The 21632-nt window shown below is 61.0% G+C and carries 8 protein-coding genes; 2 read left to right on the top strand and 6 right to left on the bottom strand.

Annotated elements, in window-relative coordinates:
- Positions 1-335: 335 nt before the first annotated feature.
- Both OHL18_RS06340 and OHL18_RS06335 read left to right on the top strand, forming a co-directional pair.
- Positions 336-3374, top strand: a complete 3039-nt coding sequence (locus OHL18_RS06340; protein ID WP_263373979.1) for a sensor histidine kinase — start codon at positions 336-338, stop codon at positions 3372-3374.
- A gap of 17 nt (positions 3375-3391) precedes the next feature.
- Positions 3392-4033 (top strand): response regulator, encoded by a 642-nt coding sequence (locus OHL18_RS06335; RefSeq protein WP_263373978.1) that lies wholly within the window; start codon positions 3392-3394, stop codon positions 4031-4033.
- 5 nt (positions 4034-4038) lie between these two features.
- Here the strand turns inward: OHL18_RS06335 and OHL18_RS06330 are convergent, their stop codons facing one another.
- The 6 genes from OHL18_RS06330 to OHL18_RS06305 all read right to left on the bottom strand — a co-directional run bounded on the left by OHL18_RS06330 (position 4039) and on the right by OHL18_RS06305 (position 21550).
- Entirely contained in the window at positions 4039-7722 is a 3684-nt protein-coding gene (locus tag OHL18_RS06330) for an Ig-like domain repeat protein (RefSeq protein ID WP_263373977.1), read from the bottom strand.
- 100 nt (positions 7723-7822) lie between these two features.
- Positions 7823-12331, bottom strand: coding sequence for an Ig-like domain repeat protein (locus OHL18_RS06325; protein ID WP_263373976.1), 4509 nt, complete (start codon positions 12329-12331; stop codon positions 7823-7825).
- A gap of 571 nt (positions 12332-12902) precedes the next feature.
- A complete protein-coding gene (locus OHL18_RS06320; protein WP_263373975.1) occupies positions 12903-14051 on the bottom strand; it encodes an acyltransferase family protein in 1149 nt (382 codons plus the stop codon).
- 168 nt (positions 14052-14219) lie between these two features.
- Positions 14220-17666, bottom strand: coding sequence for a TonB-dependent receptor (locus tag OHL18_RS06315; protein WP_263373974.1), 3447 nt, complete (start codon positions 17664-17666; stop codon positions 14220-14222).
- A gap of 195 nt (positions 17667-17861) precedes the next feature.
- Entirely contained in the window at positions 17862-20054 is a 2193-nt protein-coding gene (locus OHL18_RS06310) for a GH92 family glycosyl hydrolase (RefSeq protein ID WP_263373973.1), read from the bottom strand.
- A 146-nt stretch (positions 20055-20200) separates the two neighbouring features.
- Entirely contained in the window at positions 20201-21550 is a 1350-nt protein-coding gene (locus OHL18_RS06305) for a hypothetical protein (RefSeq protein ID WP_263373972.1), read from the bottom strand.
- Positions 21551-21632 lie beyond the last annotated feature (82 nt).

The raw sequence follows: 21632 nt of genomic DNA, 5'->3' as shown, positions 1-21632 counted from the left end.
CATTGGATCGCGGAAAGCCGCTCTAAGACGATTGTCCCGATGAAGCTCCCCATTTAGGAGCTTCATCGTTGTATCAACCACAATGCCAGAGTCAAAGGCTTGCCAAAGATATCGATCCAGCGATACGGGCCAACGTTGGCACACGCTCAAGCTCCCAGTGTCGAAAGTCCGGGAACGCCATGGAATTTCGGAAAACGTCCACTAGGGCCGACCATTCTTCCATTTTGACTTTTTGGAAGATCGCATCGAAAAACCTTCTCCATAAGCGGATTTCCCTTGCAGCATTCACGGAAAGGCTCGCTTTCCCGGATCGAATGCGATGATAAGAGATCGCAATGACAAGCTTATGGAAGCCTGCCCACATCAGGTCTAAAGCCGCAGGAGCGCAGTCAAAATGGCTCCTCGTCGCGCCGCTGTTGATCCTTGCCGCGCTCGTTGAAAGTGATACAAGATTGTCCTTTGGCGCGGCAATACGGCCGCTTCGTCATGAGGTGTTGACTACGTGGACCACGGAGCAGGGATTGCCGCAGGACTTTATCACCGCCATTGCGCAGACACCTGACGGCTTTCTCTGGATAGGGACAAATGGCGGCCTGGCGCGGTTTGACGGCCTCAGGTTTCGGACGTTCGCGCAGGATGCACCGCCTGCCCTGCGGCACCGCATCACTGCCCTTGCGGTCGATGCGAAGGGGACACTTTGGGTGGGAACGTCTACCGGTTTGTTCAAGTATCAGGGACAGCGATTTAGCGCAGTCGTGCTCGGTGGCAAGACTTTGCCTATCGAACAGATCTTGAGCAGAGCGGATGATCCAGCCGTTTTTGTAAGGACCAAATCGGGGATGTATCGGGCCGATGGTGCCGGTGTTGAGCCGGTGAAGCTACCGATCGCACTGGACAAGGTCAGAAGCGCCGCCGTCGATCAGGAGGGGCAGCTATGGTTCGCCGACGGCGAGGGAATCACGCAGGTGCGAGAGGGGCGAGTCGTGCGGGTGTACCCTCTGCCCAACGTGAACCTTCTCTACTACGGGCCAGACAAGCGGCTATATGCGGGCGATGGTCACCATCTCTCAATGTACGAGAAGGACAACTTTACCGTGACTGGCAAGCAAGGCCCGGACGAACTGGTCGATGTGATGAAGGATCACTCTGGCGGCCTGTGGATGGCAAGTGGAGGTCTTGAAGGGATCAGCCGCTTCGCCGATGGCAAGCTCGAGATGCTGGACGTACGTGACGGGCTGGCGAGCAACGATGCTCGCGTGCTCTTCGAGGACAGGAGCGGAGATATCTGGGTGGGCACGATCTCCGGCCTGCAACAGATGCACAAGGGGACGTTCGTCAGTTACACCGAGCGCGATGGCCTGCCGAAGGGACACGTTCAGTACGACGCGATCTTTGAGGACCAGGCCAGGTCGATCTGGGTAGGAACGCTCGAAGAGGGCGTGGCGCGACTGGCCGGCGATACGTGGCAAAGCTTCGGAGTCGCTCAGGGAGTTCGACGCGGACAGGTGCGTGGATTTGCGGACGATGAGCGAAACCCGGTTGTTGCGATGGCGGACTACGGCCTTTACCGGTTCCGAAGCGGACGTTATCAAAAGATAGAAGGCGTGCCTGCGGGGTATGTCTCATCGCCCGTGAGGGCCGCGGACGGGAGCCTCTGGTTCAGCGTGCTGCGCAAGGGCGTCTATCGATGGCGCGACGGTGTGATCACCGCGTTCGGAGCGGCTGACGGCATCGCGGACACGATGGTGTGGGCACTCGCCTTCGATGACCATGGAGTGTTGTGGGCGGGCGCAAGCTCCGGTGCTTATCGATGGGATGGACATCGATGGCAGCAGGCGTTCGCCACCAAGAGTGTGGTGAATGGGATCGCGTTTTCGCACGATGGCGGAGTCTATCTCGGGACCTCGAATGGGCTGGTCTACGAAAGCGACGGGCACAACGGTTCGAAGAGCTGGGCGTTGACCCAGGAAGACGGGCTCCCGGGCGACGCTGTCTTCTCGTTGGCGGAGGATGCGCGCGGAGATCTGTGGCTCGCTACAGCGCGAGGCGTGTGCCGGATATCGCGGGCCCAGATCGAAGCGTTCCTGAAGGATTCGAAGCGAATTGTGCCCGAGCTATTTACCGCTGCCGATGGATTGCGAAGCCGAGCGGCGCTGCCCATGGGGCAGGTGACGGCCGTGCGAGCGGACGATGGGCGACTATGGTTTGCGACGGCCTCCGGGCCTGCGGTAGCGGAGCCCGGTGTCGAGGCAAGGGAACTGCCTCGAGCAGTCCTGGATGATATTGCTGTCGATGAAGAGCACTTCGGCGCTGGGCCGTTGACCGTAAAGCCGGGAAGGCATCGGCTGACGTTTTCCTTTACGGCGCCGGTGTTCATCGCGCCGGAGCAGGTACGGTTTCGCTATCGTCTGACGGGTTGGGACAGTGATTGGGTGAACGCGGGCGAGGCGCGTGAGGCTTCGTACATGGGCATCCCGCCAGGGCGCTATCGCTTCGAAGTGCAGGCGTTGAGCAGGACCGGCGAGCCGGGGCCGGTCGCCGACGCCGTCGCGGTGTGGCTGAAGCCGTTCTTCTGGCAGACGCGATGGTTTCTGTTCGTCGCCATCGCTGGCCTTGCCGTGGTCGTGGTCGAGGTGACGCGAAGAAGGACGCTGCGTAAGGCAGAAGCCTTGAACCTGCGATTCCAGGAGCGCTCGGCGGAGCGCGAGCGGCTAGCATCCCATATCCACGATACTTTCATCCAGGACCTGACAGGGACGGCGCTGCAGCTTGAGTTGCTGGGTTTGCAATTGAACGAAGACCCCGAGGTCGCAAGAGACTCGTTGAGCAATCTCGCGGCGCGGATGCGCGAGATGATCGGCCGCAGCCGCGATATCGTCTCGAACCTGCACTCAATGGCCGGGATCCAGTACAGCCTGCTTGAGCTGCTGGGCCACGTGGAGATGGAGTTTCGCCTGGGAGACCTGCCGTTGTTCGTGCTGGAAAGCAAGGGCGAGCCACGAGAGCTGCATCCATTCCTGCGCGACGAGGTCTACAGCATCTGCCGCGAAGCCGTGGCGAATGCGTTTCGTCATGCGGGCGCGAAGGTGATCCAGGTCAAAGTCCTCTATCAAGCGAAGAAGCTGACCGTGCAGGTGGAAGACGACGGCGTCGGGATGAGTGAGGAGATGCGGACGAAAGGGCGCGCCGGCCACTTCGGGCTGCCAGGCATGCAGGCACACGCGCGGCGCATCGACGCCCTGCTGACCGTCGAGAGCAGAATCGGAGGAGGGACCAGGATCAGGCTTGAGACAGACCTGCGGCCTGCGAAGACGCGATGGTGGCGGCTTCGATGGCGGCGTGACGAAGCAACGTTCCATGAACCTATGCAGTAGAGAGATGGAGGTCGCGCATGATAGCGTTTGAAGCTGTGCATACGGCAACGCTGAAGGTACTGATCGTCGACGACCACCCGATGGTGCGAGAGGGCCTTGCAGGCATCTTCGCGCGATACAACATCAGCGTGACCGGGCTTGCGGCCAATGGACAAGCGGCCATCGAGATGTTCCAGGCGGAGAAGCCGGATGTGGTGCTGCTGGACCTGCGGCTCCCGGACCAGAGCGGCATTGAAGTATTGCGAACGCTGCTCGCGCTCGATCCACTGACGCGAGTGGTGATGCTGACCTCGGCGCAGGGCGATGCATCGGTGTATGAAGCAATCAGCGCGGGTGCGTGCGGATATCTTCTGAAAGGGATCGAGGGCGGGGCGCTGGCCGAGCAATTGCGTCGTGTCGTCGCAGGTGGAAAGGCCCTGCCTGCTGAGACCACGGAGAAGTTGGCGACCTACATCGGATCGCGCAAGCTGAGTGAACGCGAGGTCGAGGTTCTCACGTTGATCTCGCGAGGCAAGAGCAACAAGGAAGCCGCTCAACTCCTGTTCATCACGGAAGACACCGTAAAGATGCACGTGAAGAACATCCTGCAGAAGCTGCAGGCCAGCGACAGGACGCAGGCCGTCGTGATCGCACTGCAGCGCGGCTTCCTGAATCTATAGGCCGATTACTCCGTCACGACAACAGTAAGGTCAAAACTCCGGCTCTGATTGAGGACGGGAGAGTATCCGTTGACCGTAACGCGATACGTTCCGGGTGCCGTGTGCGCCGGTAGATGCGCCGAGCATCCCGTCGACAAGAACAGCGCAAACATGGCGACCAGGCCGAGAAGTCGCACGCGATGGCGGATGCGCGGCAGGAAGAAGAACAGCAAAGAGCAGAACGCAACCGGCGCTGCTGGGCCGAAGGGCCGGTTCCCTGTAGCAGAACGGTCGCTGCGAAAGTCCTGAAGCGCGTCGGTATCGAGGGTGAGCGTCACAGGAGTGGGCGCGTCCAGCTTCAGCGTAGCTGCGGATGGCGCGAACCTGCAGGTGACGTAAGCAGGCAGATTGCCGCAGCTCAGGGCGATGGTGTCACTCAAGCCTCCGAGCGAAGTGACCATCAGATCGACGTCCGCATGGTACTCGGTCTTGATGGTGATCGAGGTCTCCGCGGCGGCAACCGTGAAGTCCTGTGGCTCGATCGTCACCGTCGCTGGCGTAGAGGGCGAGGACGGAGCGAAGACCTGGTTGAGCGGAGTATAAGTCGCCGCAAGCGTGTGCGAGCCGATGGCAAGCGAAGAGATCGCTGCGCTGACCGTTCCCTGCGCACTGACAGACTGGCTTGCAAGTACAGCCGAAGTGCTCGTGTCCGTGATGGTGATTGTTCCTGTTGGGATCGCGGTAGTTCCGGGGGCTGTCACCGTCGCAGTAAGTGTGACCGGTTGCGAGTGAAAGGCGGTCGCGGAGCTTGAGGTGAGAGTGATCGCTGTAGGTGCCGGATCGATGATCTCGCTCACCGACGCAGCGGTAGATGCGGCATAGGAAGAGTTTCCGGCAAAGCTCGCGCCCAGGCTATAGGTGCCGGTCGTGAGCGCGGTGGTGACCAGGCTTGCGTTGCCATTCGCATCAGTCACCGCGGAGCCCAGGCTGTTGCCATTGGCGGTGAACAGGATTGTGTCTCCAGCGACGCGACTGGAGACAGGGTCGGTCTGGAACTGCGCCTTCAACGTGACCGGCTGAAAGCTCGTCGTGCGAGGCGGCGTCGTCGAGAGACTGAGCGCGTCGTCGCCGAGCGTAATGTCGAGCGGAATCGTGGCCGAGCTGGGGCCGTGACTGGCGACTCCGGAGAACGTTGCCGTGATCTGTTGCTGACCCGCAGGCAGGTTCGACAGCGTCGACTGCGCAGTGCCAGCGGCGTTGACGGAGAAGCTCCCCAGCGGGCCGCCGAGCGACGAAGAGAACGCAACCGAGCCGCCGGTCAGGCTGGTCGTTCCGTCACTTCCAGTGATCGCCGCAGTCAGCGTAACCGGCTTGCCCAGCGGCGACGGTGAGGGGTTGGCGGAGAGATGGGTGATGCTCGTTGCCAGGTGCACATCGATCAGGCACGCGGAGGAACTGAGAGCGTAGCCGTTGGTGGTCGCGTAGGTGGCGAAAAGCGTATCGGTGCCGATAGGCAGTGGAGGAAAGATGCCGGAGGCAGAGCCCGTTCCGTTCAGCACCAGAGTGGCGTAGGCGTTCCCATTGAAGGTGACGTTGACGGTGCCGGCCGGCGTACCGCTTGAGCCCGTGACCATGGCGGCAAGGTTGATGGACTGATCTGAGCCCGCTGGATTGGGCGTGCAGTTGAACGCGAGGCTGGAGGTCAGGCCGGGCTTGACCTCCTGGGTATAGGCTGCTTCGACTGAAACGTGCGATTCGTCACCGGGAAAGATCGCGACGAGATGATGAATCCCTACGGAGAGATTGCTTATCTTTGACAAGGCATTGCCGTTGGCGTCCGGAGTCGGTTCGTCGAGGGTTATTTGGATTCCGGTAACGTCGTCAAGAACGATGGGCTTCAAGACTGCATGGTCCGGTGTGCGGACCGTGATGGTGAAGGTCACGGTCTGGCCAAAGGTCGAGGGGTTGATGTCGGAGGTGAGATTGATCGTGGGGGTGTACTTGCCGACGAAGACATAGACCTTGACGGGGATAGCCGGGGTGAACTCTCCCTCTCCCGCGTAGCTGGCGGTGAAGAGATGAACCCCGGGTGTAAGCAGAGGCGTTGTCACCGACGCGGAGCCATCCCCGGCGATCATTGCAGAGCCCAGCGGCTTCTCGTCTTCAAGGAAAGCCACAGTGCCCGTGGGTACGCCGTTTGCGGAGTGGAGCTGCGCGACAAGATCGATAGTCGTGCCAGCGTTGACAGAGATACTCGAGGGCGTAAGAGTAATGGTCGTTGGATTCGCGTCGACTGTTCCCTGCGCCTCGTACGCTCCAAGATCGACGATGGGATATCCCTGCCCGGTGGCGTCGACAGGCCGGGTGTTGCCTTCAAGGTCCTTCGTCTGGAGATACAGGACGCTGTTCTTGCCGGCGTCGATCGCGGCGGAGACCGGCAGCAGGTGGAAGTCGCCGGTGCTCGCATCGGTGAACCTTGGGTTGAAGGAGAGATCTCCAAGCCCATCGCAGCTACCGCCAAGCGCGGCACCTGTGCCGTTGAAGATGTCGTTGGTGTCCAGCACCGGCGGCGTCGGATTGTCGAATCCCTTGGTGCTGACGCAGTTCACCGCCGGCATAGATCCCGAGCCAAGGATGATGTTGTTGACCAGGCTCACCGGCGATAGCGCCTGTTGCAGATCGACCTGCGTCGACGAGGGCAAAGTCGCCGAGCTCGCGGACAGGAAGCCCGTGTTGTTCGAGATCGTGTTGTTGGCGATGAGCGAAAGAGCGGGCGTGGCTCCAGCAGAATTGAAGAAGAGTCTGAGGCCTCCGTCTCCTTTAGTGGCCTTGTTGCCGTAGACGAGGTTCTGGAGAAAGAGCAGGACTCCTGCGGTGTTCGCCGACCCACCTCCCCCACTCGACGGGTCGTTCATCGAGAACGCAGCGCCGATGCCACCGCTCAGGTTGTTGCGAATGATGTTGTTCTCGATGATGGCCGATGTGCCGCCGAAGATATAGATGCCGGTGGCGGAGACTGCCTCCGGAGCGTTGTTCTCCTCGATCGTGTTCCCGATCACCACCGGCGTGAGGTCCTTGAAGGGAGTCGCGTACGATCCGCCATTCAGCGAGATCGCCGGGCCGCCAGGTGGCAGACAGATAAACGCCGCACTGAACAGCGTCTGCGTAATCTCGTTGCCCTGGATGAGCGGGTTGCCGGAGTTCGAGTACACGCCCGCACAGCTGTTCGTGGTCAACACGTTGTTCAGGATCGTGGGGCTGGCCTGCGGCCCAACATACACTCCGCCCGTAGTGCTGGGATTGCCCTTGTAGTCAAAGGTAGTGCTGCCGTACTCGAGCGTCAGGTTCGAGAGAATGCTCGCGCGTGTCTCCTGAGACTGGAAGGTGACAACGGGAGCCTTGAACGAGCCGTTGACGATCGTTGTCGTCGGACCAGCCGAGCTTGTAACCGTGATTGCCTTGCCTAAGAAGTCGAGGTTCTCGTAGTAGGTGCCGGGGGCGATGAGCACCGTGTCGCCGTCGACCGCAGCGCCGATCGCATCCTGGATCTTTGCGTAGTCGGCCGGTACCTGAATCGTCCTCTGAGCCGACGCTGACAAGCAACAGGCAGCGAGCAGAAGGAAGCTGAAGATCTTTGCGGCAATCCGTACGCGAAACGTACACCACGGCGACGAAGGGCTCGCGAATTCAGGAGAGGTAGAGAGGCTCAAGAGTTTGTCTCGATCTTTTCGCTGCGTCTTCGTTCGACTGAGAAAAAGGACCGCCGATGCCTCGGCGGTCCTCCCTTGGTTCAGATTTACCGCGCCATTCTTACTGCAGGGTGGCCGGAACGGTAAGAGCATGGCTCAGTGTTCCGGAGGTTGCGTTGAGGGTGAGGTTGAACGTGCCGGTGATCGTCTGGTTGAGGGTGTCGGCGCTCTGGCTGCTCAGGTTCTTGCTGTCACCGGAGTAGGTTGCCGTGATGGAGTGGGTGCCGACGGAGAGCGTGCTCGTAGAGAGCGTCGCTACACCGCCGCTAACGGTTGCGGGTGTACCGATGGCGGTGCCGTTATCGGAGAACGTTACGGTTCCAGTGACATTGTCCGAGGAGCTGATTGTGGCTTCCAGAGTGACCGCCGAACCGGAAGCCACCTTCGTGCTGGAAGAGGTAAGCGCGAGCGCGGTGGACTTCGGCGAACCGTTACCGCCGCAACCCGAGAGCGAGACGGCGATACCGGCTGCGAACACCACGAGCAGCAGTTGCACGCGGCGGCGGCGCTTCGGCATGACCAGCATCAGCAGCGCGGCAAGCGCTCCTGCTCCGGTCGCACCCAGTGCCGGTGCCGCCATGCTGTTTTGTGCATGGGTCGCGGTGCCAGGGGCGGTGGAGGTGATGGTGATGGTTCCGCTTGCACCCGCAGCTACAGTTGCCGTGTTGCAGGTCAGGCCCACGGGTAGAGTGCCGCAGCTAAGGGCGACTGGGCCGTTGAAGCCAAGCACGCTCTGGCTGGTGACATCGACCGCCGCGGACTGGCCGGCGACAACGATCAGGGGGTTGGGGGTGGCAACGACCGAGAAGTCGGGAGTCGTTGCGTCGATGGTCACAGCAGTGGCGGTGGTGGCGGTGTTCCAGTTGACGTCGCCCGAGTAGACCGCGGTGATGCTATGGATACCGCTGGCGAGCACGGGAGCGAGAGTGGCGATGAGGCTGCCACCATTACCGCCGTTGATGGGTTGAGGATTTCCGAGCGGGACGGCGGCGGCGGTGCCAACGGTGTCGAAGAACTGAACCGTTCCGGTCGGAGGAGCGGCCGCAAGCGTGGTTGGGGTGCTGACGATGGCAGCGGTGACGCTCGTCTGTCCTCCCGCCGCAACGTAGCCGGAGAGCGCGCTCAGTTGCAGGGTAGCCGTGGCCTTATTGACGGTGATGGGAATGATGGCGGTGCTGCTGCCGTTGAAGTTGGCGTCTCCGTCGTAGGTGGCGTAGACCTTCTCCACGCCGATGTTGCCTGCGCCCCAGCTCAGGAAGGCCGTCGCCTGACCGCCCACGAGGTTCACAGGAGCTACCTGGAGTCCGTCGGCGGTATGCACCGTGACCGTTCCCGAAGGGATGGTCGCGGAGGCCGTTGTCCTCGAAGGTGTGACGACGATGACCGCCTGCGTCTTACCGCCGATGACGGAGGTTGTGGAGTTGACGCTCAGGGTCGTCGAGGTGGTGATAGCTCCGCCTGCGCTGGTGATGAGTTCGTCATAGCCAAACAGCGTGCCTGCCTTGTAGTTGTTGTCCCCGGGATACGTTCCGGTCACATGATAGTCACCGGCGGCCGCGACGAAGGGGATGTTGGCGGTGCCGTCCGCACCGATGGTACCTGTGGTGATCAGAGCGCCGGTATCGTCGCGGTAGAGCGAGACGGTGCCGGTGGGCAGGACCACAGGATCGTTGTTGAAGTAAACCTGGGCCACAACGGTAGAGCCAGCAGGCGGAGTTAGCGAGCTAAGCAGGACCTCAAACTCAATCGATCCCTTGTTGATCGTGAAGGGGAAGGTCGAGGTGGACTTATTGAAGCTGCTATCGCCGCTATAGGTTGCGGTGAAGTTCACCGTGCCGAGCGGGTAGTCGCACTCCGTGTAAGGACCGCAGATAATGTAGATCGAGCCAGTGCTATCGAGCGGGTAGGTGCCGATGGTCTTGGTACCATCGTTGATCGCGATGGAACCTGTCGGGATACCGCCGCCGGAGTTGCCGGCAACGCTAATGGAGATGTACCAGTTGGTCCCCAGACCTATGCCCGTCGCCGGAACGATGGGATGCTTGCCGAGGATGAGGAACCGCGACGGAGCCAGGGTCTGTGGCGTCATCACGCTGTCTTCCGGCGTGACCGTAAGCGAGACGGGAGCGGAGGTGCTGGTGGCGTAGGTTGCGTCGCCAACGTACTGCGCCGTGAGGTTGTAGGTTCCACCCGGCAGGTTGTTAAGCGAAGCGGCATACTGACCGTTGACGAGCGTCTCGGGGATATCCGGGGTGGCGATGGAGGTTCCAGTGGCTTTGAGAAGGATGTCGCCCGAGGGAGTTCCCGAACCGGTGGTAGGCGATACGACGCTGGTCACGTTGACCGGTGTGCCGTGAGCGAACTTCGTAGAGGAGACAGTGAGAGTCGATGCAGTTGCGACGAGGGAGGTCGAGCCCCAGGCGCTTACAAGGTTGGCGGCGTTGACCGAGCCAAGGCCGCTGGCAAGATCGTAGCCGGGAGTTGCCGACCATCCAGACAGGAGTCCGTAGCCGTCGTTACCCACCTGCGTGGTGCAGTCGGGGTTGCCGAAATCGCAGAACAGGGCGTTGCTGCCAGCGGTGATGTCGTTGAAGACGCAGGAGCTGGCCTGGGTGGGATCGGTTTCGGTGGATGAGTCGCAGGAGTTGGATGCCTGCAGGTTGGCTAACTTATAGAGTTGATAGTTCGCCAGACCCTGATACTGCCCATTCTTCTGTTCGACCAGGGCCATAATGCCGGCCATCGAGGGCGAGGAAGCTGAGGTTCCGCCGATGATCGCAGCGGAGTTGAGTGAAATCGAGCCGTCGGGATTCGTGGTCCATTGGCAGGAGCCGTCGTAACAGATCATGTAGCCATCGTGGCCTCCCGCGGCGGCCAGCGACACGTCGGGAATGTCGCGGGCTCCATCCTGGGGAACGCCGGGACCGGTTTGCCACGCTGGCTTGGGGTAACCGCTCTGACAGTCGAAGAGGCCGGTAAAGAGACTCTTCGTATCGCCGTCCGGGTGTACGGAACAGTTACTCGCTCCGCCGGCACCGGCATAGGTGCCGTAGGTGTTGGGATCGTAGAAACAGTTGGTAGCGCTGACGGGAAGATACGGGTTGCAGGCTTCATTCCAAACTGTCTCGGGGATGTATCCCTTGACGGAGGAGAGGTCGGAGTTGACGCTGGTGTTCCAGTAGGTGTTGGTGCTGGTGTCAGCAAACTCGGTACCGCCGACGGCGGTGTTGAACGGCGTGGAAGCGAGAGCGCTGACGCCAAGACTGTAAGGCGTGGCGATGTATTCGTAGGGAACGTCGTCGCAGGCGCTGGAGCCGCTATCGCCCGCGGAGACGAACACGGAGATGCCTTCGGCGGCGGCCTGCTCCCAGAGGTTGTTGTAGAAGTCGATCTCGGATTGGCTCTGGGACTGCTCGCACGCGCCGAAGCTGACAGTCATGATGGGCGAGACGACGTTGTCGACGATGTAGGAGGCGGAGATGTCGACGCCGTCCGTCGAGTAGGTGCTGGCGCCGATGACGTAATTGATCTTCGCCTTGGGCGCAACGGCTCCGGACCATTCGACGTCGAGGATGGCCTCTTCGTCGTCACCGGGAATCACCCCGGGATCTCCGTTGGCGAGGATGAAGTTGGGGTCGTTGTAGGGCAGCCCGAAGACAGTACGGAACGCTTCGACGTCGGAGAGGCTGATGTCGGACCGGCCTACGATGGCGATGGAGACACCGGTGCCATCGGTTCCCGCGGCGATCAGCGGCTTGGTGTTGTAGATACGGGAGAAGTCTCCGGGCGCAAGAAAGGTGACCTCTGGAGACTCCTGCGAAGTGAAGTTCGGTTGGGCGATGTTCTTATCGCCTCCAAGGGCGGCGACGGCAGCGGTATCGGCGGACGAAAGAGCCGCGGCGGTACGAAGCATCTTGCCGTCCGATCCGCGCTTGATGTTCGCAACCGGGCTGTGGAGAGGACGCTTGGTGAAGCTGTTGGCGCTTAGAAGACCTGCCACTGCGGGGGAGAGGGCGTCCGGGATCGAGATCGGCTTGGCGTTCGCGTACTGCTTCGCGCCCGCCGCCGAGTACGAGTGGATCTCCGTCGCGAACGCGCTCTCGACCTGCGAGGATGTTCCTGAAAATCGGATCCACCCTTTTCCGTTAGCGACCTGGTTGACGGTGAAGCCATTCGAAGTGAGCCACGTGGCAACCGTCTTCGCGTCGGCATCGGAGACACCGAAGCGGGAGCCAAACTCCGCGGGAGTGATCCACTTGTGAAAGTTGGGAGAGTTCGGATTCTGCACGTCCGCGACGAACTTGTTGAGCGCGGTAACCTGGGCAGCGCTGGGCTTGAGCCGCAGCAGCATGTCTTTCATCGGCAACGCGGCTGAAGCGCGACCGAGATCGGATGCCGACCTCACCTGCACGGGAACGCTGTCCGCGATGGTATGCCTGACAGAAGCATCGACCGGCTTGGTGATCTGCGCGACCGGCGGTGACACAGTTTGGGCTGACGCGGTATATGCCGCAAGGGAGGCAGCGCCGAGAAAAGACCAGGCTAGGCCACGAAGCTTGTTCAAGATCATTACTTGTTCTCCAGGTGCGGTGACTAAGATCGCTCTCATCGAGCCGTTGCGAAATCGTGGACATGGCGAAGAACGGGTGACTTTGAAGCGCAGCTCATCCACGACAGCGAATGAGCACCTTCGCCGATCGAGAGAGATGAATTTTGTCAACTTTGGCTTGCGCTTAGCTTAGCAAAGAGTTCCGAAGATGAATGACTCGTGAAGAGTACATTTCAACCTACTCGAACGGGTAGGTTGGGGGCCTATCCCAACGTCGTTCGTGCAGTCGACTGGCTCATCGACTCCATGATCGTTGGCGGCAGAATCCTGACCGCGCACAAGGACGCGGTCCAACTCGACGCCGGCACCTCATCCGTCATGCTGCGCTACGACATCTGCTGTCGACCGGTGAGATGTCACCCACGATCGACACATGGCAGGGCCCCTGACCCTTAGCCATTCGGACTCGGACCGAAGAGAGTCCCTCAGCGGCTAAAGCCGGAAGACAACAGGAAGCTCTTGCGGGACGGCTCAAGCCTTGCCCTTAAGCAAGGCCGATTGAATGAAGAAGACACTACGGGCATCGAAGGTGCTAGAGCTTGATGAAGATCTTGCGCCGGTACAGCCCCAGCACCGGCACAAAACATACCGCCACAAACAACAACGAATAGATCAGCGAAAGAAACGCCGGAGACCCCAGACCCGGCGGGATCAACCGGAACAGCCACTGCTGCAGCGTCTCCTGATGCCCCACAGGAATTGCGCTCAACAACACCGCCAGCACCTCGCTGAAGATATACGCCGTCAACGCGTTGCTGCCGAACGCCAGCCACGGCACCAGGCTCTTCCGCAACCGTGAGTCCCGCTCTCCGCGGCAATCAATTCCCCGATACAGGGCTGCGAGCAAGACGATGTCCAGACCCGCATTGAACAATACGAACGAGCTCGTCCACAGGCGCTTGTTCAGCGGAAAGCTTTGTCCCCACGCGAGGCCGCCGCCTAGCAGCAGGACCCCGCACAGCAGCAGCCAGACAGCCTTTCGGCGCTCCGAAGTTTCACCGCGCAGCCACAAGGCACTCAGCGTTCCAAAGAGCGTCGTTGCTACTGCGGGCAGTGTGCTGAGCAGCCCCTCCGGATCGTAAAACCCCTGATGATAGAGATGCGTGACCGGCACCAGCCTCCGATCCAGCCACGCCGTCAGGTTCCCACGCGGGTCGAGCAGAGGCACATCGATTCCCGGCAGCCCAAATCCCGGCACAGGGACATCGCACAACAGCAGCCTATACCCTACCAGCGCCATGACCACAACCGCAGCACACGCGGGTGCGCGCCCGTACAGAAAGATGACACTCGCAAACAGGTAGCACAGCGCGATCCGTTGCAGCACGCCATAGTACCGCAGCTCACCCATGTGAAACATCGGCAGAGCGTTCAACGCCAGCCCGATCGCTGCGATCACTGCCGCACGTCGAAGCACCTGCGCGAGCACCGCAACCTGCGTATCCCCTCGCTCCAGCCTGCGCGGCAGCGCAATCGCGATGGAAGCCCCCACGATGAACAGGAACATTGGAAACACGACATCCGCCAGGCTGCATCCGTTCCAGGCCGAGTGACGCAGCTCCCCATAAGCGATCGACGCGGCCCCGGCGTTGTTGACCAGGATCATGAGCGCCACCGTGGCACCACGCAGCACATCGAGCGAAAGTAGACGGGGAGCCTTGATCGTTCTCGCAGGAATCATGGCAGCTCTTCTTTCTTCGAAAGCTCAGGCCAAGCGCCGAATGCGCAGCTCCCCGGTTGTGGGTGCTGCGCATTCGGGTGGGACATTTGTTCAGGCCCCTGCTGGTTCAACCTCTTATGCCGTTCCCCAAATGCTAAGGAACGGGCTGCGGCTTAGCCCTGTTGCGGACTAGAAGCTGAACTTCGCCGCGAACTCCACCGTGCGCTGTTCATAGGCGGGCGTTCCGGAGATTCCGGTGATCGTACCCACGCTCGACGTGTTGCTGATCGCGGCGTTCGGGGTGGCAAAGTTCGGGTGATTGAAGACGTTGAACGAGTCCGCCCGAAGCTGCACGTTGTACCGCTCCTTGAACAGGATGTTCTTCTGCAGGTTCATGTCCCAGTTCTGGAAGCGGGGTCCGCGCAGCATGTCGTAGCCGGAGTTTCCGTAGGTGGCGTAGGTGGTTGCCCCGGCGGCGTTGGCGTAGACCGTGGCGCAGGTGCCGCTAAGCCCGGTTGTGGTGTAGCACGGAGGCGCGACGAACGCCGCCGGGTTGAACCACTGTGCCTTGGTCTTCTTGCTTGGATAGAGCGGCACACCAGGAACGATGTTCGCGCGGCCGCTTACCTGACCAGCCGGCGAGCCCGGTGCGGAATAGGTCACCGAGAAGGGCTGTCCGGTCTGGATGTCCGTGATGCCGGAGATCTGCCATCCGCTGACGATCTTGCTGACCAGGTTGCTGGAGCCGGAGAGAAACGCCTGTCCACGGCCGAACGGAAGCAGGTAGGAGTAGTTGAGTGCCAGCACTTGAGGCGTGATGCCGGAGACCGGTCCATAGCTGTCGTTCGGCGTTGCACCGGACGGGTTCTCAATGTTCTCCGTGCCGAGCACACGCGTCCACTGGTACTCCGCGCCGAAGGCGATGCCGTGGCTGTACTGCTTATGCAGGCCGAGTTGCAGTGAGTTCATCGAGCTGTGGAAGATGGGGTCGATGTTCTCAGTGATGGCGGAGAACGGCTGCACCAGGTTCGTGCTCTGGACGCTCACGCCAACGATCGGCGGGTTCTGCAGGTTGATGTTTGGCGTCGTCGTTCCAGGGCCGCCGAAGTTGTTCTGCTTCAGGTTGTGCTGGCCGACGTAGCCAACGCGGACGTCCAACCCTCTCTTGAACTGGTGCTCCACGGCAAGGTTGTACTCCTCGGTGTACGGGGTAGTCGTCTTGGGCTGGGTGAGGACCGAAGGGTTCGCGGTGAACTTGCCCGTCGCCGAGAAGGGATTGTTCATCGTGAAGGCCGGAGTGCCGGACGTCGAGTTGGTATAGCTCTCTGAGCTGACAAAGGGGAGCGTGGTAAAGGGTGCGGTATCGATATAGTTAGACGCCAGCAGGTTGAAGTAGAGGCCAGCCGCGCCACGGATGACCGTGTTCGGCAGAATCTCATAGGCGAAGCCAAAGCGCGGGGCGAAGTTCTTCTTCGCCTGGCCGAGGTAGCTGAAGACGTTGTTCGGCAGACCAACCTGCGAGGAGAGCGCGATCGGGATCGCACCGTTGATAAAGGCGGGAATCGAAGCCGACGGATAGGCCTTGCCAAAGACGACTACTTCCTTCAGCGAGGGAATGTAGAGCGACTCCGCACCATAGGGGCTGGGCTTGAACCACTGCAGGTCGTAACGCAGGCCGGCGTTGATGGTGAGCTTCGGAACCGGCTTCCAGTCGTCCTGCACATATCCCGCATACTGGGCAGAGATGTTGCGGACAATGTAGTTGTTCGGCGTCGCGTTGCCGGTCGAGACGGGATCGCCGAGGAGGAAGTCGGCGAACGCGATGCCGGAGTAGTGGCCGTTGAAGGTGAACGAGCCGCGTTGCGGGCTCTCCGCCGAGTCGTTGAAGTGGTTGTCGTAGAGGTAGGAGGCGCCGATCTTGACGGTGTGCTTGGCGAAGACCTTGGTGAGGGCACCGACGATCTGGCCGTCCTGTTCGAGGTCTTTCGATCCCGACTCGGAGACGCTCTGGATGTTCGTGATTGTGATCTGCGGTGCGCCTTCGATTAGCTCCGGCCCGAGGCCGGGAATGATCGAAGAGAAGTCGGTCTTGTAGTTCTGAGGCGTGCGGTAGATGGGAAGGTGGAAGTACGAACCGTAGACGTCGAGCAGCAGCGTCGATGAGAAGGTGTGCGTATAGCCGGCGATGAAGTTGCTGTTGTGCTCGCCGTCCTGCGCGTTGCCGCCCTGCAGGCTGTCCGATCCGTTGGTCGCGTTTGGGCCGTAGAACGCTCGCAGCCAGGTGAAGCGGACCTGGTCGTTCGGGCCGATCTTGTGGTCGACGCGCAGCGAAAACCGCGTGGACTTGCTCAGCTCCTGCACCTCTTCAAAGGTGTTGGTGCCGCAGCCGCTGGTGGTTGGCTTGGGATAGAGGATGTTCAGCAGTTGCTGATCGACGGGATTCAACGTCGTATTGATGACGTTACCCGGAAAGGGAAGCCCGGTCGCCGGATTGATGATGATGGTGGGGGTGAGGACGCCGTTGACCTTCTGCTCACAGGCACCGCCGGCGAGGAACTCGCTGAAGTCGCCCTGGCGCTCCAGCAGGCTGGGCTGCTGCGTGCTGAGCGCATAGGACTGGGTGAGATGGAACCCCTCGAAGGCGGCGAAGAAGAAGCTGCGGTCACGACCGTTGTAGAGCTTGGGGATAAAGATGGGGCCGCTCAGGTTCCCGCCGTACTCGTTGCGCTGGTAGGGCGGCCGCGCCTGCGATCCGCTGAAGTAGCTCTTCGCACCCATGCCCTTGGACCGGTTGAACTCGAAGGCCCCGCCGTGCAGCTTGTTGGTGCCGCTGGCGCTGACGACGATGATCTGAGCGGGCTGGTTGAACTCTGCCGGTGCGCCGGTGGTGAGGATCTTGAACTCAGCGATGGCGTCAAGCGAGGGGACTTCGCCCTCGCCACGCTGCAGGGTGACCTCCTGGTTGGTGACGCCATCGAGCGTCGAACCCAGGCCGCCGTAAGCGTTCCTTCCGCCCGTCCCGATGGCCGCCGTGACTCCGCGCGTATCGAGCTGGTCCTGCGCACCCACGCCCTGGACTCCGGGTGCCAACGCCACCAGACCGTTAATTCCCAGGCGGCCATTGAGCGGCGTGTTCTGGATCGCCTGGCTGTCGATGACCGAACCCACCGAGGAGTCTTCGGTCTGGATCGTCGGCCCCGCGCTCGTGACTTCGACCGTCTGGTCGGTTCCGCCGACGGTCAGCTCCGCGTTGATCTGCGCCACCTGGTCGATCGAGAGCGTGATCGCGCTCTGCTTATACGACTTGAACGTCGCCTTGGCGACCGTGACGGTGTACTGCCCTGGAGGCAGCTGAGTCACCGTATAGCTCCCCACGTCGGAGGTGGTCACGGTGTGGACGGCGTTCGTCCCCAGGTCCTTTACCGTGACCGTCGCCCCCGGTATCGCCGCTCCCGTCGAGTCCACCACCGTGCCGGTGATCGTTCCCGTGATGCCCTGCGCCAACAGCGCGGGCGTCGCGCTAAGACAGAGAACAAACACGAACAGCGCAAGCAGATACTGGACGGTCAGCTTCTTGCCGCTCTTACGGCCAATCAGGTGTGTGGATGACTCCATCTTTTTCTGAGGTGCGTTCATTCTGGTCTCCTTCTTACGCTTTCGCGTTGTACCTCTCTTGGTGGCTTTGTTGCTCTTGTTCCGGCTGTAGAGCGCCGGTCGGGCCGCTTCACAGCGCAAATATTTCTATAAGAAGAACGGCGATAACACTGCCTAGCTCAGACGACGATGGACAAGTGAATTTACAGTAAGTCCACGGTGAAACCTCTCGTTAGGTCACTTTGCGGCAATGGGTTCTTTACTCATCTCGAAGACCAGATTGCCTCCGCCCACAATCTCCTGATGCAGCAAGTAGCTTCGATCCAGCCGCACGCCGTTCCATGTCACAGACCTGACATAGAACGCTCCGGCCTCCGCGCCCTTCGCCATGATGTGCAGCGGCTTGCCATTCTCCGGATGCAGCACCATCTCATCGAAGTGCGGCGTCCCAATCTCGTACCGCGGAGTTCCCGGAGTCACGGGATAGAAGCCCATCGCCGAGAGCACATACCAGGCCGACATCTGTCCTGCGTCATCGTTGCCAGCCAGACCGTTTGGAGCATTGTGATAGAGCGTCGTCATGATCTCGTGGACATGGCTCTGCGTCTTCGACGGCACACCGGCTTCGTTGTACAGATAGGCAATGTGGTGGCTTGGCTCGTTGCCATGGTCGTAGAGAGCCTTGGCAAAGAGCGCATCGAGTTTCGCCTCAAACGGCTTCGGGCCGCCCAGAAAGCCGATCAAGCCGGGCACGTCATGCAGGACGAAGAAGGTAAAGACGAACGGGGTGGACTCCGTGATGTAGCTCGCCTTCGCCGCCGGATCGAACGGAGTCACCCAGCTTCCATCGGAGTGTCTGCCGCGCGCGAATCCCACCGCCGGATCGATCACATTGCGCCAATCTTCTGATCGTTTCGCAAATAGGGCTGCGTCGTCGGAGTGTCCCAGCGCCTTCGCCATCACACTCACCTCGAAGTCGTCGTAGGCGTAGTCCAGCGTTCGCGATACCTGCTCGTTCGCATGGAAGGCGTAGGGTACCTTGTCCTCCAGCGGGATGTATCCGTATTTCATGTAGGAATCCAGCGCCCGCCGTCCGCGGCCGTTCTTGTACAACTCGAACTCCGGCTTTTCCAGCGCATTCTTGCGCATCAGCCTATAGGCGGCAGCGGTATCGAACCCGCGAATTCCCTTCACATAGGCGTCGGTAATGATCGCGGTCGTATGGTCGCCGGTCATCTCGGTCGTGTAGCTGTTCCATGCTGGAAAGATGGGCAAGTTTCCGCCCTGCTCGCCCTTCGCGATCAGCGACTTCACCATGTCCAGGTCGCGCTTCGGCTCGAGGATCGTAAACAGTGGATGCACCCCGCGGAAGGTGTCCCACGCCGAGAAGTCGCAGTAGTAGATGAACCCCTCCGCCCGCTCGATCGCCTTTCCGTCGGCAAACTTCGGATACGTTCCACTCACATCGGAGAATGTCCTTGGCAGCAGCATCGCGTGATACATCGCCGTGTAAAACGTGACCTTGTCGGGCGAGTTCCCCGCCACCTCGACCCCGCCCAGTGCCTTGTCCCAGGCCGCATGGGCCTTCGCGGCCACACCGTCGAAGTCCCAGCCGGGGATTTCCTCCTCAAGGTTCTTTCGCGCTTCCTCCAGGCTCACAAAGGATGTCCCGATCCGAACCCGCACCAAGCCGTCCTTCGGCAACGCGAAGGAAACAAAGGCACCTAGCGGCATGGCGTCCGCAACCTGCTCCGTTTTTCCGTCGGCCCGATTTGCCCCGGCCCAAGTCCCGCCTACTTCAAACGGACGGTCGAACCGCACCACGACCCACCCTGAAAATCCCGCTGGCTGTCCATCCCCGGCATAGATCCGGTGAACTGGATTCTCGCCAGTAATCTCCTGGCGTTTGACGTCGATCTGGACTGTCCCATGCCCCAGCCGGAGGTTGCCTTCCAATCCAAGAAACCCGACCGTCTGCCCCGCCGGATACCGAAACCGCATGATCCCCGCCCGCTGAGTACCGGTTATCTCCGCATGGATCCCGCTATCCAGATCCACACTGTACTTGTAGGGCCGTGCTAGCTCGCTCTGACGCGGGAAGCCTGCCCCCCACTGTGCGGCACCCAGCTTCGCTGCATCCTTGAGCGGCATCAAGGTAAAGCTGCCGTAGTCCTGGGCGCAGGAACCGGACAAGAAGTGGCTGCCGCGAAACCCCTGAATCTGCTTGTCCACGATGTAATACGGCGAGACGCACTTGTCTTCCCCTGCCCGCGTCTGGGGCGTCCACTCCGTCATGGCGAACGGCACACCGGTCGAAGGGTACGTCTGCCCTTCTGCCGCCGTACCGATCATCTCGTTGACCTGATCGGCCAGCGATTGTGGCGATTTCGCCACCTGTGCCGCAGCAGAGCTGCCCTGCAGTGGACTCAAAGCGCTCAGAATTAGGCAGATGGTGAAAAGGGGTCGGAGGGGCATAACGGACGATTGTCCGCATCGAAAACGCCACGCACAAGTAAGCAATCCAACATTTACATCATGTCTTTACAGTGAGAGATCGCTGTTTGCCCGTTAGAAATCTACTTTGTGTACCCACGCACCGCCACGATCGCCGTCTGCAAGGTAGTTCCCTCCAGACGCGTCGACGACAGGAGCACCTCAAAGTACGGATAGCTCCCTTGCGGAAGTCGCTGCCGGATCGCAGCCAACCCTTCGCTGGAGGTAATGAACTCACCCGCCGCCCGGGTCCCCTGCGAGTCCGTCCCGGCGAGAATCAGGGCATACCGGTGGGCGCTCAGGTTCGGCACAAACGCGACCACGCTGAGGTCCCGGTTCCGATCATTCACAATCTCATACACGGCCTGCTCGCCCTTCAACGGAGCCCGGTTGACCACATACGACCGGTGCCGGGCCGGATCGTACTCCACATAGAAGTTCAGGCGGTCTTTGTAAAGCTCCACCCACGGGTTCGATTGCCGGCTCCCAATCAGGACGACGTTGTGACTCTTGATCGCTTGTGGCGTGTACGACCGCGCCGAGGCCAGCCGCGTCAGCGGAGAACGCGCGTTGAGCGCGAGCACCTGCTCAGCCGCCTCGAAGTCCCCCACGCTGCCCGTGTTGCGGCTCAGCACCAGGTTCAGCGCGTCCCGCGTCTGCGGCGTAACCTCCGGCATGTTGGCGTAGTTCTTGTACTCGTAGTCCAGATAATCGTCCAGCGAGATTGGCCGCTGCAGCAGGTCCTCCGCCAGCGCATAGGAAGTGTCCGCGGTCACGATGTCCATCTGCTCGCCAGACGCGAAGAACTGCCCCCAGAACGCCGCCCGGCCCGCGTCCGCCTGCCATGGCTGCAACTCATTGCGCAAGGTCCGAGCCTGCCACCAGAAGACAGCCGCCGCGACCAGCGCCAGGGCCAGAGCCGATCCCAGAAGCCATAGGACCCATGTACCCACGTCGCGACCGCTCCGCGCCGATTTCGCGGTGACCACTTCGACCGGCTTCGCTTCTATCGCAGGTATCTCGCGATGGGGTTCAGGAGGATTTTCGAGCGACTCAACCGGCTTGACCACCTCGACGGCCGGACGCGCCACAAAGACCGGTAGATATCCGCCCCGGGGAATCTCCATCAGCACTGGCTCCGCCGCGCCCTCCGTCTCGAAGTAGTGGCATAGACGCTTGCGGAGTTCCGACACATTCACGCGGACGATGTTGTCGATATTGGTGTCGTAGTTTTCTGGGCGTCCAAAGACCGCCGCCCCGATCTCCTGCTCGCGGATGCTCGCCGCGTGCGATTTGAGCGAACGCTGACCCACATAGAGCAGAAGCTCCCGCAGGCGTGTCGCCCGGCGAAGTTCCTGGCTATTCACAACGCGCTGCAACAACTCCCAGGCCGAGTCTGGATCGAGTTCTAAAGGCGGTACTTCGAAAGGCATTCTTCTCCCAAAAGACTGCGGGCATCCAGACCAGCGTTCCCAATCAGTATCCGGGCCGACGGGATACTAGAAATCATACCCC

Source organism: Granulicella aggregans (assembly GCF_025685565.1).
Lineage (GTDB): Bacteria > Acidobacteriota > Terriglobia > Terriglobales > Acidobacteriaceae > Edaphobacter > Edaphobacter aggregans_B.
This window is presented reverse-complemented; position numbering and strand designations above follow the sequence as displayed.

What these genes read in the sequence shown, in the direction of transcription:
- OHL18_RS06340 (WP_263373979.1), top strand. Translation starts at nt 336, where the DNA reads ATGACAAGCTTATGGAAGCCTGCCCACATCAGGTCTAAAGCCGCAGGA.
- OHL18_RS06335 (WP_263373978.1), top strand. Translation starts at nt 3,392, where the DNA reads ATGATAGCGTTTGAAGCTGTGCATACGGCAACGCTGAAGGTACTGATC.
- OHL18_RS06325 (WP_263373976.1), bottom strand. Translation starts at nt 12,331, where the DNA reads ATGATCTTGAACAAGCTTCGTGGCCTAGCCTGGTCTTTTCTCGGCGCT.
- OHL18_RS06320 (WP_263373975.1), bottom strand. Translation starts at nt 14,051, where the DNA reads ATGATTCCTGCGAGAACGATCAAGGCTCCCCGTCTACTTTCGCTCGAT.
- OHL18_RS06315 (WP_263373974.1), bottom strand. Translation starts at nt 17,666, where the DNA reads ATGAACGCACCTCAGAAAAAGATGGAGTCATCCACACACCTGATTGGC.
- OHL18_RS06305 (WP_263373972.1), bottom strand. Translation starts at nt 21,550, where the DNA reads ATGCCTTTCGAAGTACCGCCTTTAGAACTCGATCCAGACTCGGCCTGG.